The sequence below is a fragment of the Serratia entomophila genome (assembly GCF_021462285.1).
Taxonomy (GTDB): domain Bacteria; phylum Pseudomonadota; class Gammaproteobacteria; order Enterobacterales; family Enterobacteriaceae; genus Serratia; species Serratia entomophila.
On record NZ_CP082787.1, the window covers coordinates 3,833,241 to 3,845,185 of the forward strand.

The window sequence follows — 11,945 nt, forward strand, 5'->3', positions numbered from 1 at the left end:
ATTGCGAGATTAACAGCCAGAGGAGTCACCATGACGCAAAATATCTACGACAATCAAACCTTCTTCGACGGCTACGCTCAGCTCAGCCGCTCGGTGGACGGGCTGGACGGCGCACCGGAGTGGCCCGCCATTCGCCGCATCCTGCCGGATTTGCAGGGCAAAAAGGTGGTCGATCTCGGCTGCGGCTACGGCTGGTTTTGCCGCAGCGCGCGCGAACAGGGCGCCGCAAGCGTGCTGGGGCTGGATGTGTCGGAAAAGATGCTCGCCAGAGCGCGGGACATGACCCAGGATGGCGGCATCGAGTATCGCCGCCAGGATTTGGCGCAGCTTCGGCTGCCGCCGGCAGGTTACCAGCTGGCCTACAGTTCTCTGACCCTGCACTACATCGAAGATCTGGCCAGGCTGTTCGCCGAAATCTATCGGGGGTTGGCGGCCGGCGGGCAGTTTATTTTTACCGCCGAGCACCCAATCTATACCGCGCCAAAACAGCAGGGCTGGCTGGTCGACGAAAACGGGCAAAAGTCCTGGCCAATCAACGGCTATCAGCGGGAAGGGCAGCGGGTTTCCAACTGGTTGACGGACGGGGTAATCAAGCAGCATCGCACGCTCGGCAGCTATATCAACCTGCTGGTGCAACAGGGTTTCGTTATTTCTCATCTCAACGAATGGGGCCCAACCGCCCAGCAAATCGCGGCAACCCCGGCGCTGGACGAAGAACAAGAACGTCCGATGATCTTTATTCTCGCCGCCCATAAGCCAGCCTAGCCGTTACCTACACCCCATCCCTATTGGGGAGGCCGCCTCCCCCAGAGTCCTGATGCCCTATTCGCCGATCGGCGCAATGAATCTCGGCCAACGATCATCTCCGTATGTTATCTATACTTAACCTTTACACATTCTGAGGTGGAGAAAAAAATGACGTTTAACATCGGTGATTTTGTCCAGCGCACCACCGGCGGCCCCAAGATGACCATCGTGGCGATCGACGGTGAAACGCTGATTTGCAGCTGGAATGAGCTGGGTAAAGAACAGCGCGCCGAAGTACAGGCCGGCGACGTGGCGTTATACCACGAAGACGGCGACTTCGGCGTGTGCTGAACCATCGGGGCGCCCCGCCGCGCCCCACGAGGCGTTTAGGCGCGGATGTCCTGGTAGGCCGGGGTGGTGTCGAACTCATGTTTGGCGAACGGACACAGCGGGATAATCTTGCGATGCTCGGCACGCATTTTTTCCACCACCAGCGCCACCAGCTTTTTGCCTACGCCCTGCCCCTTTAAAACCTCGTCGACCCAGGTATGGTCGATAATCGTCAGCTTATCGCCGCTCGGCACAAAGGAAATTTCGGCAATCATCTTGCCCTGCGGATCGTTTATATAGAAACGTTTCTCATCTGCCAGAATTTTTAGGTCCATATCACTTATCCCGATATTTAAGCCCGTTGACGGTTCTTGAGTATAGATAGCGCGGCGGAGATAGCCATTCGCAGCGCCGAACGCCCCCGCAAAAGGTGCGCAACCGCCTGCCGCCGCTAGAAAAAAGCGCAAATTGTTCTAATATTTAATCAGCAACACAAGATAATTCCGACAGTGGCTAAGGAGTTCAAGATGGGTGATAGCTCAAAAGACAGCGTTATTCTGCTGTCCCGAATATTACTGATGATTCTGTTCATTATTTTTGGCTGGATGAAACTGGTTAACTTTGGCGCAACGGTAACGGCAATGGAGGGCTACGGTACTCCCATGCCGTATTTGGCGGCAATCATCGCTGTGGTGGTTGAGTTCTTTTTTGGTATTGCGCTTATTGTCGGCCTATTTACCCGGCCTATCGCAATTATTTTTGCCCTCTATGTTTTGGGCACCGCCTTTATTGGCCACCAATTCTGGAAAATGACCGGCATGGAAATGATGGGTAACGAAATAAACTTCTTCAAAAATATCAGCATTATCGGCGGCCTGCTGCTGTTGGCGGTGACGGGTGCCGGGCGTTACTCGCTGGATCACAAATTCTTTAATAAATAATCCCCTTCAGCCGGCGGCAACCCCGCCGGCTTTTCTTCAGGCATAGTGTTTAACGGCTGCGTTTGGCATGGCGCTCGAAGTTGTCGGCTTTCGCCTGCGCCGACTTGCGCAGCGTTACGTAGCAAGCGCCCTCACCGCCGTCGCGCGGTAAAGCGCGGCAAAACGCCTGCACCTGCTCAAACTGCGCCAGCCATTTGGCGACGTAGCTGCGCACGATATTCGGGTGGCTTTCAGATTGCCGCCCGCGGCCGTGCACAATCAGCACCGAACGCAAGTTTTGCGCCTCCGCCTGCAGGATAAAGCGGAACAGTGCCTGGCGGCTGGCCTCAACCGACAGCTTCAGCAGGTTCAGCGTGGCCTGTGGCGGGTAACGGCCGTTGCGCAGCTTATCCAGCACGCCTTGCTGAATGCCCTCCCCCCTGAATTCCAGCGGCTGCTCGCAGGGGATCACCTCGAGGAAACCGGTGCTGAGAAAATTATCCAACTGCAGCCGCTGCGCTTCACGGCGCGCGCTTTTGTCGAGCGCCTGCTCGGGTTTGAGATACAGGGTCTGCCGGCCACTCGCCAGCGGGATGACGCCCGCCATCGCCTGCTCGAAATCGTCTTTTTCCTGATTGCTCATTTCTCTGCCGCTCTCGCTCCGCAAGCCCGTTATCGCCGGGATAGGCATGATTGTAAGACGCGCCTCCCCGGTTGCAAGTCTGGAATTGTCAGTGGGCTTTGTCTGCAATTATCGTCAACGGGTGAGCTTCTGGGCAGTTTTCGTTATACTGCTAGCCATTATTGAGTGCCGCAAAGGATCAACCCCATGAAAATGCGCGAGCTGGAAATCCAGTTTCAAAATGCAATGAATGAGTTGCAGGCCAGCTTCGAACAGCAGCACCGCGAATGGCAGCACAGCTATCAAGCCCTGCAGCAACTGCTGGAAGAAGCCAAACAGCGTGAAGCCGCTCTTCTGGAAGAAGCCAAACGGCGTGAGGCCGCACTGCGGGCGCAAAATGAACAGCTGGCGCGTAAGCTGAGCACCGCCAGCTCCGTGCCGGAGCAACACGCGCTGGTGAAGCAAATCAAAATGCTCGGCGCCCATCTGGACGCTTTGGCCAAAGACGCGGCGACCTTCAACCATCATCTGCGCCACCAGCAGCGGGCAGCCGATAATTTCAGCGGCGAGCAGCGTTGATCGCGGGCGCTGCCGCGCAGCGCCTCCCGCCAAACACTGGCGATCTGAGAGTGTAATAAAGCCTAAATGACCTGGATCATCATTGCCGCCCTGATCGTTGTATTTATTATTGGGTATCGCATTCTGACCTCAGACACCCGCAAAGCCATAGATTCACTGGCCCACCTGCTGAAAGTGAAACCCATGCTGATCGAATCGATGATTCAGGAAATGGGCGGCCGCCATAGCCAGACCTTCATCCGGATGCTGAACAACGGCTACACCGAAGAGATGCATCAGGCCGCCTACCTGTTGTTTATCTATCTGACCTTTATCAAACAGGCCGACGACGAGCAGATTAGCCAGTGGCGCGACATGCTGCTGCGCGCCGGGCTGTCGCCGGAGCTGCACGCCGAGCACACCGAAGCGGCGCTGTTTTATTTTGCCGAGCTGGATATCGACGCATTCGAGCTGGCGCAGTTTCGCCGCGCTTACAATGAGCGTTTTAACCGCGAAGCGATCGCCAGTTGGTGAGAACGTCCCCCGCAACGGGGGACCTGTTACAGGAACATGCTGTAGAGGTAACGCGACAGCGCATCGCGCGAGCTAAAGCCGTGCGGGATGCCGTAGCGGGCGCTGGGGGCGTCGCCGCTTAAATCCAGGGGAAATTCAAGGTACTGCTCGCTGGTGCGTATCGGCGAGGTCGGCGTAGCGAAGTGCATGCTTTTCTCTTTCAACGCCGGGTGGATCACCAACGCGGTTCTGCCCATCCGCGCCTCGCGATTCACATATACATAGTGTTCACCCTTGCGGTAACCATAGGCCTGGTCGGTGACATAATCACGTTCAAAGCCGGTATTCTCCAACACTCTAGCCACTTCATCCGGCCGTAAATACATCGATTCCTCCTCTCATTCTGGACCGCTGAGCGACCTTACCGTAATCACTCAGTGAAACAATAATTTTCTCAATGCACGCACGGGTTTCAGAATAATCCTGAATCAGGGCCGGCTGCGCTGCAGCAGCCGCAGGGCCAGCAATGCGCCTAGCGCCACCAACAACGCCGCCGCCAGATAGATCGACGGCACGCCCATGTGGCTCATCAACAGGCCGGCCAACGGCCCGGTGATCCCCAACGCCAGATCGAGAAACGCCGAATAGGTGCCGAGGGCGGTGCCCTGATTCTGCTGCGGCACCTGTTTCACTGCCTCCACGCCGAGCGCCGGGAACACCAGCGAGAAGCCGGCCCCCGCCAGCAACGCCCCAACCTGCACCATCAGCGGATCGCCGGCCTGCCAAATCAGCAACAGCCCGAGGATCTCCACCAGAAATGATGCCAGCGTCACCTTCAACCCGCCGTGGCGGTTGATGGTGTTGCTGAAAATCAAACGTATGCCGACGAACGCACAGCTGAACAGCGTCAGTGAAAACGCCGCCCCGCTCCAGCCTTTATCGGCGTAGTAAAGCGTGATGAACGTGGCGATCACGCCGAAGCCGACGGTGCCCAACGCCAGCCCCAGGCCATAGGCCCAGATGCGGCCGAACACCGCGCTGAAGGCGATGCGCTGGCCGGCGGAGATAGACACGTTCGGCTTGCCGCCGGCCAGCAGCAGCGACAGCGCCACCGCCAGCACGATCAGCGCCGCTACCCCGGCCAGGCCCCAATGCTGGTTCAGATACACCCCAAGCGGCGCCCCCGCCGCCATCGCGCCGTAGGTGGCCACGCCGTTCCACGAGATCACCCGCGCGGTGTGCATCGGCCCCACCAGCCCGATGCCCCACAGCGTGGAGCCGGTGCTGGCGAAGCTTTCGCCGACGCCGAGAAACACCCGGCCGATGCACAGCAGGATCAGGCTCAGCAAGGGCGCCGCATCCAGCCAAAACGCCAGCGCATAGAACAGGCCGCTGGCGCCACAGCAGGCCAGGCCGAACAGCACCACCTTCTTCGGCCCGAGCTGATCGGCATAGCGCCCGGCATGCGGGCGGCTGAACAGCGTGGCGAAATACTGCGCGCTGATGATCAGCCCGGCCAGCACCGAGTTATAGCCCAGATGGTTATGCACAAACCCCGGCAACACCGCCAGCGGCAGGCCGATAGTCAGGTAGCAAACGAAGGTGAACATCACGACGGATAAGATGCGTTTATTTAGCTGGAGATTGTTTTCTTTGGAACTGATTGCGGTCATCGAAGGTGGCTCGCATCGAACGGGGTAGGCAACAGCGTTCAGCATACCCCGATGAGATCCGATGATAAATGTGAGAGTTATAACGAATTATTATTTAATTAAGCGTCTGCCGCCTGCCGAATGCGCAGCTGATTCACATATTGCGAAACATTCATGCCCGCAGGCTGATAAACGGTGGCGCTCATGTTGGCGCTTATTCGCCCCTGGCAGCCCGCTCGCGCAGAAAATCAATAAACGCCCGCACCTTTTCCGCTACGTGGCGGGTATTTGGATACAGCGCGTAAATGCTTTGCGCGGGAAACTGGTGATCCGGCAGCAGCCGACACAGCTTGCCTGCGGCGATCTCCGCCCGCACCAGCCATTCCGGCAGCAGCGCCACGCCGGCGCCGTGCAGGGCAAACGCCAGCAGCGCCGCCGCGCTGTCGCCCGTCAGCATGGCGGCCTCCTCCGCCTTGAACAGTACCGCCTGCCGCTGCGGGGTAATCACCTGCCAGGTGAGCGGCGAACTGAGGCGGCTGTGGGCGATCCATTGCGCCAGCGCCAGCTGCGGCAAAGAATCGATCGGCCGTCGGGCCAGATACGCCGGCGAAGCCACCGGAAAAATATCGAAACTGTCGAGCAGCGCCGCCCGATGGCTGGAATCCGCCAACTGCCCCAAACGAATGGCGACGTCGAAACGCTCCGCGATCAAATCGGCATGATAAGAGGAAGAAACGTGCTGAATGCGCAGGCGCGGGTGCAGCTGAGAAAATGCCGCCAGCGCCGGCACCACCACCCGGGCGCCATATTCGGGCGTGCTGGTGATGCGCAGCACGCCGCTCAAGCCCTGGTGATCGCGTCGCACGTCGTCCAAGACATTTTCCGCCTCCTGCAGCAGCTGCAGGCAGCGCTGGTAAAAACGCGCGCCGGCGTCGGTCAGCGACAACCGCCGGGTGCTGCGCGCCAGCAATGACACCCCTAACTCGTTCTCCAGCTGTTTGACGTTGAAGCTCACCACCGCCTTGGTTTGCCCCAGCGTCACCGCCGCCGCAGTGAAGCTCCCGGCGTCCACCACCGCCACAAAGATCGCCAGACGCTGCAGATTCAGCATATCACTCGCCCTGATTGTCAAAATTATTTTGACAGTGTAATCGCCGGCGGCCGATTTATCCGCACTTTTTCCGCCGCTACACTGCACGCCTTCAACCGGAGGCTTCATGTCTTATCGCAGCAAAGTGGCAATCGTCTATCTGCTCGGATTTTTTGTCGATCTGATCAACATGTTTATCGCCAACGTGGCCTATCCGGCCATTGGCCACGCCATGCAGGCGTCGGTGAGCCAGCTGGCCTGGCTCAGCAACGGCTATATCCTCGGCCTGACGCTGGTTATCCCGCTCAGCGCCTGGCTGGCGCAGCGCATCGGCGGGCGGCGGGTGTTCCTGCTGTCGCTGACGCTGTTTATACTGGCCACCGCGGCGGCGGGCAACGCCGGCTCCATCGGTGAGCTGATTGGCTGGCGGGTGTTGCAGGGGATGGGCGGCGGCTTGCTGATCCCTATCGGCCAGACGCTGACCTATCAGCTGTTCCGCAGCCATGAGCGCGCCGGGCTCTCGGCCGCCATTATGCTGGTCGGCCTGCTGGCGCCGGCGCTGTCGCCGGCGCTCGGCGGCTGGATTGTCGATCGGCTGGACTGGCGCTGGGTGTTCTTCGCCAACCTGCCGCTGGCGGCGCTGGCGCTGTTGCTGGCGGCGCTGTGGCTGCGCGTTGAGGCGCCGGGCGCAGAACGCCAACCGCTCGACGGCAAGGGGCTGTTCAGCGCCTGCCTGGCCCTGACGCTGCTGCTGCTCGGCCTGACCCGGCTGAGCGAATCCGGCCATCAGGGATCCGGTGCCTTGTTGCTGGCTATCGGCGCGCTGACGTTCGGCTATTATCTGCGGCACAGCCTGCGCACCCCGCAGCCGCTGCTGAACCTGCGCCTGGTGGGCGATCCGCTGCTGCGCAGCGCCATGATGATTTATCAGTGCATTCCCGGGTTGTTTATCGGCGTCAGCCTGGTGGCGATGCTGTACCTGCAAAACCAGCTCGGCATGCATGCCGCCCAGGTTGGCGCCCTGATGTTGCCCTGGTCGCTGGCGTCGTTTCTCGCCATCACCCTGACCGGCAAAACCTTTAACCGCCTCGGCCCGCGCCCGCTGCTGCTGGCGGGTTGCCTGTTGCAAGGGCTGGGTATGCTGGCGCTGGCGCAAATCACCGCGGCCGATCAACAGGCACTGCAGGTGGCCGCCTTCGCGCTGATGGGGCTGGGCGGCAGCCTGTGCAGCAGCACGGCGCAAAGCAGCGCCTTTTTGCGCGTCCCCGACGCGCAGCTGGCGGACGCCAGCGCCCTGTGGAACATCAACCGTCAGTTAAGTTTCTGTCTGGGCGTGGCACTGCTCAGCCTACTGTTGAATCTGTTGCTGCACTGGCTGCCGCCGGCCATTGCCTACCAATATTGTTTTTACTTCGCCGCCGCCAGCACGCTGCTGCCGATGCTGCTGTGCCTGCGTATCGCCAATCGCGCCATCGTGCGCCATCTTAAAGCTCAACAGGAATCGTTATGAACCGCTACTTTACCGAGGTTGTCGACGCTCATGTCGCCATTGAAAACTGGCTGGAAAAAGGCCAGGGAGATGAACAGGCGCTGCTGGCCCGCTTCGACCCGGCCTTCACCATGATCGCGTTGAACGGCGGCAAGCTGGATTTCAGCGCGCTGAGCGCGTTTTTCCGTGCGCATCGCGCGGCCAAACCGGGGCTGACTATTGCGATAGAAGAGATGCTGCTGGTGGCCGAATGGCCGACGGGTGCCGTGGTCAGTTATCAAGAGAGGCAAACCCTGCCGGGGCAGGCGGCGACGCTGCGCCATTCCACCGCAGTGTTCGAGCAGACGCAGAGCGGCCTGGGCTGGCGGCATCTGCATGAAACCGCCGTCGCACAATAATCACAGGAAGCTGCCGGCCAAAAACAGCGCCCAGCCGACGATCAGCCCGCACAGGGTAACGGCGCTGAAAATCACTTCGAACAGATAGCGATTGATCATCATGACGTAGCCTCAAAAGAAGACACCCGGCGGACCGGGTGTCTGAATACTGGCTAGATCATGCGGAGCAGGCAGGCTCCGCACGCTTAACTCAATTAAGCTTTTTTAGCGGCTTTTTTGTGGTGTTTTTTAGCGGCCTGAGCTTTCTGCACTGGCGCTTTTTTGTGGTGCTTTTTAGCGGCCTGAGCTTTCTGCACTGGCGCTTTTTTGTGGTGCTTTTTAGCAGCCTGGGCTTTCTGAGCTGGGGCTTTTTTGGTTGCTTTTTTGTGCGCTTTCTTATGGTGAGTGGCTTTAGCAGGAGCCTTCTCAGCAGCAGCTGGCGCAGCAGTGGTGGTGGTCGCAGCCGGTGCAGTGGTGGTTGCCGGTGCAGAAGCTGCGGTATCGGCAGCGAAAGCAACGGAAGACAGACCCATAGTGGCGGCAACGATCAGCGCTAATACTTTTTTCATCTTTAATTCCTCAGAGTGTTGTTTCGATTAGCCCCGTTGGAGCCGTTGAACAGAGAATAGAGGAATCGATGGCCGCCTTCCGTGAGTGATTGGTTTCGCCGAGTAACCAAATGTACAAAGCACGTTGCGCCGGGAAATGTCACCCAACGTGCTGGTTTTTCCGTGATCGGTAGCACAGTTTGCAGAATGGTCTATGCTTAATAGACATGTGTCGAAACGGAGAGCCGAATGTTTAAGAAAACAGAAAAAGCAGAACGCGATATCGATCAGGACGTCACTTTGTTGGCCGATACGCTGGATGAAGTGCTGCGCGAGTCCGGCGACAAGACCAAAGAGGAGCTGAAAGAGCTGCACAACAAAGCGAAAGGCGTACTGCGTGACGCCAGAGCGCGCTTTAACGGTTCGAACAGTCTGACACAGCACGCACGCGACGCCGTCGAACATGCCGACAGCTATGTGCGCGACAAACCTTGGCAGGGCGTAGGGATCGGTGCCGCCGTCGGCATCGTGCTCGGCGTGCTGCTGGCCCGGCGTTAACACCCCTTGCAGTCATAAAGATAAAACAGATGCGCGTCTGGCCCGTGGGAAACCGCGGGCCGTTTAATTTACGGCGGCGAACAGCGCGGCCAAGCGCGTTACCGCCCGTTCCGCATCTTCGCGCCGGTTAAAATTGGCGAACCCCAACAGCAGCCCCTTTCCCGCCGCATGGGCTATCCGCCATTCCGACAACGCCTGCACCGCCAGCCCCCGCTGCCAGGCCTGCGCCGCCAGCTGCGCATCCTGCTCTTCGTCCTGCAGACGAACCAACAGTTGAATGCCGCCGGGCTGTGGCGTCACCGCCAGCCGATCGCCCAATTGCCGCTCAAGCGCCTGCGCCAGCCACTCTCGCCGTTCACGATACAGCGGCCGCATGCGCTTGAGATGGCGGTAAAAATGCCCCTGATTGATAAAATCCGCCACGCCGGCTTGCAGCAGCGGCGAACAGCCGCAGCCGCGCAGCCGGCTGCTGTGGGCAAACGCCGCCGTCAGCCCGGCGGGTACCACCAGATAAGCCATGCGCAACGCCGGGAACAAGGTTTTGCTGAAGGTGCCGGCGTACAGCGCTCGCCCCTGGCGATCGAGGCTTTTCAGCGGCGGCAGCGGCCGCCCGTGGTAACGGAACTCGCTGTCGTAATCGTCTTCGAGGATCCACGCCGAGCGCTGCTGCGCCCAATCCAGCAACGCCATGCGCCGCGCCAGGCTCAGCGATACCCCCAATGGGCTTTGGTGGGTCGGCGTCACCACCGCCAGCCGCGCCTGCGGCGCCGTGGCGATGCCGGCGGCGACGTTCATCCCCTGTTCGTCGACCGGCACCGGTACCGGCCGCATTCCGGCGGCGCGCAGCAGCGGCAGCGTCACCGGGTAGCCGGGATCTTCCAGCCACACCTCATCGCCCGCCTGTAACAGGGTGTCGGCAATTAAATCCAGCAGCGCCGGATAACCGGCGCAGATAAAAATCTGCTCCGGCCGGCAATCAATGCCGCGCGACAAATGCAGATAGTTGGCGATCGCTTCGCGCAGTTCGGGCTGGCCGTTAGCCGGCGGCAGCGCCAGCGAAGCCATAGTGGCGCCACGCAGCTGGCGGGCGACGATGCGCTGCCACAGCGCGCGCGGGAAAGCGTCCAGCGCCGGCAGGCCAAGCTGAAACGGCTGCACCATGCCCTGCGGGTGCAGCGGATCGGCGGCCACCGTCGGCAGCGGTTCCACCGCCGGCGCTTTGCCCCGCGGCAAGTTGCGCAGCTGCGGCGACACATAGGTGCCCGCCTGCCCGCGGCTTTGTAAAAAACCTTCGGCGATCAGCTGCGCATAGGCGCTTTCCACCGTAGCGCGCGCCACGCCCAGATCGCTGGCCAACCCGCGCACCGACGGCAGCCGGCTGCCCGCCGTCAACGTCCCTTGCGCGATGGCGTCTTTAATCCGCTGATAAATTTGCCGATACAGCGGCTCGGCGAGCCGGCTGTCCAGCCGCAAAGAGGTGAGAAACCGACGCATCATGGCCTGGTTAAATAATCATTTTATGGCCCTATAGCATAGACCATATCGCCGCTAAAGTAGCCTCCATGATTTCGTTATTCATTGATTGAGGTTGACCATGATTAAGCAACGTTTGCAATACGCCGAGCTCGCTCCCGCACCGTACAAAGGCATGGTGAGCGCGTTAATGGGACTGGAAAAAGGGGCGCTGGACAAGGCGACCATCGAGCTGATGTTTATGCGCGTTTCGCAGATCAACGGGTGCGCCTACTGCCTGGACATGCACGGCAAAGCCCTGCGCGAAAGCGGCTTCAGCAACGCCAAGCTGGATACGCTGGCGGGCTGGCGCGTCAGCCATGAGTTCAGCGAGCGCGAGCGCGCCGCGTTGGAATGGGCGGAGTCGGTCACGCTGATCGCCGCCACCGGCGCGCCAGACAGCGCATTCGACGCATTGAAGGCCCATTTCAGCGACGTGGAAATCGCCGATCTGACCTTCGCCATCAGCATCATGAACGCCTTTAACCGGCTGGCGATCGCCATGCGCCAATAAGGCGCCGCGCCTCCCCCTCTCTGCCTGGGAGGGGGGCTATTCTAACGAAACCCACCCGCAAAAAAATTTTCTCTCCGCTTTCCCAGCCCTGCCGCGGCCTGCGCGCAAATATCGCCAAAACACCATATATAGCGTGGTTGATAAATAAAATATCCACATATAGTATTAAATCCATCAGCCGCAGGGATTGTCGTTCGGCTGATAACGCCGTCAGAAACGCCGAAAGATGCTCCGTTATCTGACCTGTCCGCCTTTCCTTCAGCCTAAAAGGTAAATGCGAATCATGAGCATTATTATTTACAGCAAACCGGACTGTGTCCAGTGCAACGCCACCTACCGCGCATTTGATAAACAAGGGATCGACTATCAGGTGATCGACCTCACCCAGGATCAGCAGGCGCTGAATCACGTTAAATCATTAGGTTATCAGCAGGTTCCGGTGATCGTCGCCGGTGACGACCATTGGTCCGGCTTCCGGCCGGACAAGATCGGCGCTCTGGCCCTCGCCTCCTGAG

17 protein-coding genes are annotated in these 11,945 nt (G+C 59.7%); 10 read left to right on the plus strand and 7 right to left on the minus strand.

Translation table 11 applies throughout. The features are described 5' to 3' along the window. Positions 1-30: 30 nt before the first annotated feature. The gene (locus KHA73_RS18585; protein ID WP_234585894.1) at positions 31-765 is read left to right on the plus strand and encodes a class I SAM-dependent DNA methyltransferase; all 735 of its coding nucleotides are present in this window, start codon (positions 31-33) and stop codon (positions 763-765) included. 150 nt (positions 766-915) lie between these two features. Then, positions 916-1,098: a YodC family protein gene (locus tag KHA73_RS18590; protein WP_234585896.1), complete on the plus strand. Its 183-nt coding sequence runs from the start codon at positions 916-918 to the stop codon at positions 1,096-1,098. A 35-nt stretch (positions 1,099-1,133) separates the two neighbouring features. Here KHA73_RS18590 and KHA73_RS18595 read toward each other — a convergent pair whose 3' ends face one another. Then, a complete protein-coding gene (locus KHA73_RS18595) occupies positions 1,134-1,412 on the minus strand; it encodes a GNAT family N-acetyltransferase (protein WP_234585898.1) in 279 nt (92 codons plus the stop codon). A gap of 192 nt (positions 1,413-1,604) precedes the next feature. On the opposite strand from KHA73_RS18595, the gene KHA73_RS18600 reads away from it, so the two are divergent. Beyond that, a complete protein-coding gene (locus KHA73_RS18600; RefSeq protein WP_234585899.1) occupies positions 1,605-2,018 on the plus strand; it encodes a DoxX family protein in 414 nt (137 codons plus the stop codon). Positions 2,019-2,067: 49 nt separating this feature from the next. Here the strand turns inward: KHA73_RS18600 and smrA are convergent, their stop codons facing one another. Next, positions 2,068-2,640: a DNA endonuclease SmrA gene (smrA, locus tag KHA73_RS18605; RefSeq protein ID WP_234585900.1), complete on the minus strand. Its 573-nt coding sequence runs from the start codon at positions 2,638-2,640 to the stop codon at positions 2,068-2,070. Between the two features lie 186 nt (positions 2,641-2,826). On the opposite strand from smrA, the gene KHA73_RS18610 reads away from it, so the two are divergent. Together KHA73_RS18610 and KHA73_RS18615 are read left to right on the plus strand one after the other, a co-directional pair. Beyond that, complete coding sequence (locus KHA73_RS18610; protein WP_234585901.1) at positions 2,827-3,198, plus strand: MbeD/MobD family mobilization/exclusion protein; 372 nt, start codon at positions 2,827-2,829, stop codon at positions 3,196-3,198. 66 nt (positions 3,199-3,264) lie between these two features. Beyond that, positions 3,265-3,711: a DUF1198 family protein gene (locus KHA73_RS18615; protein WP_234585902.1), complete on the plus strand. Its 447-nt coding sequence runs from the start codon at positions 3,265-3,267 to the stop codon at positions 3,709-3,711. Positions 3,712-3,737: 26 nt separating this feature from the next. On the opposite strand, the gene KHA73_RS18620 is transcribed toward KHA73_RS18615, so the two are convergent. From KHA73_RS18620 to KHA73_RS18630, 3 genes are all read right to left on the minus strand, one after another. After that, complete coding sequence (locus tag KHA73_RS18620) at positions 3,738-4,076, minus strand: DUF2002 family protein (protein ID WP_234585903.1); 339 nt, start codon at positions 4,074-4,076, stop codon at positions 3,738-3,740. A gap of 102 nt (positions 4,077-4,178) precedes the next feature. Then, positions 4,179-5,363: an MFS transporter gene (locus tag KHA73_RS18625; protein ID WP_234585904.1), complete on the minus strand. Its 1,185-nt coding sequence runs from the start codon at positions 5,361-5,363 to the stop codon at positions 4,179-4,181. A gap of 193 nt (positions 5,364-5,556) precedes the next feature. Then, positions 5,557-6,453: a LysR family transcriptional regulator gene (locus KHA73_RS18630; protein ID WP_234585905.1), complete on the minus strand. Its 897-nt coding sequence runs from the start codon at positions 6,451-6,453 to the stop codon at positions 5,557-5,559. A gap of 106 nt (positions 6,454-6,559) precedes the next feature. Between KHA73_RS18630 and KHA73_RS18635 the strand changes: the two genes are divergently transcribed. Beyond that, on the plus strand, positions 6,560-7,942 hold the full coding sequence (locus KHA73_RS18635) for an MFS transporter (protein ID WP_234585906.1): 1,383 nt from the start codon (positions 6,560-6,562) through the stop codon (positions 7,940-7,942). After that, positions 7,939-8,319, plus strand: coding sequence for a DUF4440 domain-containing protein (locus tag KHA73_RS18640; RefSeq protein ID WP_234585907.1), 381 nt, complete (start codon positions 7,939-7,941; stop codon positions 8,317-8,319). The genes KHA73_RS18635 and KHA73_RS18640 overlap by 4 nt, the downstream gene beginning before the upstream one ends. 194 nt (positions 8,320-8,513) lie before the next feature. Here the strand turns inward: KHA73_RS18640 and asr are convergent, their stop codons facing one another. Next, on the minus strand, positions 8,514-8,867 hold the full coding sequence (gene asr, locus KHA73_RS18645) for an acid resistance repetitive basic protein Asr (protein ID WP_234585908.1): 354 nt from the start codon (positions 8,865-8,867) through the stop codon (positions 8,514-8,516). A gap of 228 nt (positions 8,868-9,095) precedes the next feature. On the opposite strand from asr, the gene KHA73_RS18650 reads away from it, so the two are divergent. Then, positions 9,096-9,404 carry a DUF883 family protein gene (locus tag KHA73_RS18650; RefSeq protein WP_234585909.1) on the plus strand — a complete coding sequence of 103 codons (309 nt, stop codon included), beginning with the start codon at positions 9,096-9,098 and terminating at the stop codon, positions 9,402-9,404. A 63-nt stretch (positions 9,405-9,467) separates the two neighbouring features. Here the strand turns inward: KHA73_RS18650 and pdxR are convergent, their stop codons facing one another. Next, positions 9,468-10,901, minus strand: coding sequence for a MocR-like pyridoxine biosynthesis transcription factor PdxR (gene pdxR, locus KHA73_RS18655; protein ID WP_234585911.1), 1,434 nt, complete (start codon positions 10,899-10,901; stop codon positions 9,468-9,470). Between the two features lie 97 nt (positions 10,902-10,998). On the opposite strand from pdxR, the gene KHA73_RS18660 reads away from it, so the two are divergent. Together KHA73_RS18660 and nrdH are read left to right on the plus strand one after the other, a co-directional pair. Continuing rightward, entirely contained in the window at positions 10,999-11,430 is a 432-nt protein-coding gene (locus KHA73_RS18660) for a carboxymuconolactone decarboxylase family protein (protein ID WP_234585912.1), read from the plus strand. A 283-nt stretch (positions 11,431-11,713) separates the two neighbouring features. Further along, positions 11,714-11,944, plus strand: a complete 231-nt coding sequence (gene nrdH / locus KHA73_RS18665; protein WP_234585914.1) for a glutaredoxin-like protein NrdH — start codon at positions 11,714-11,716, stop codon at positions 11,942-11,944. Position 11,945 lies beyond the last annotated feature (1 nt).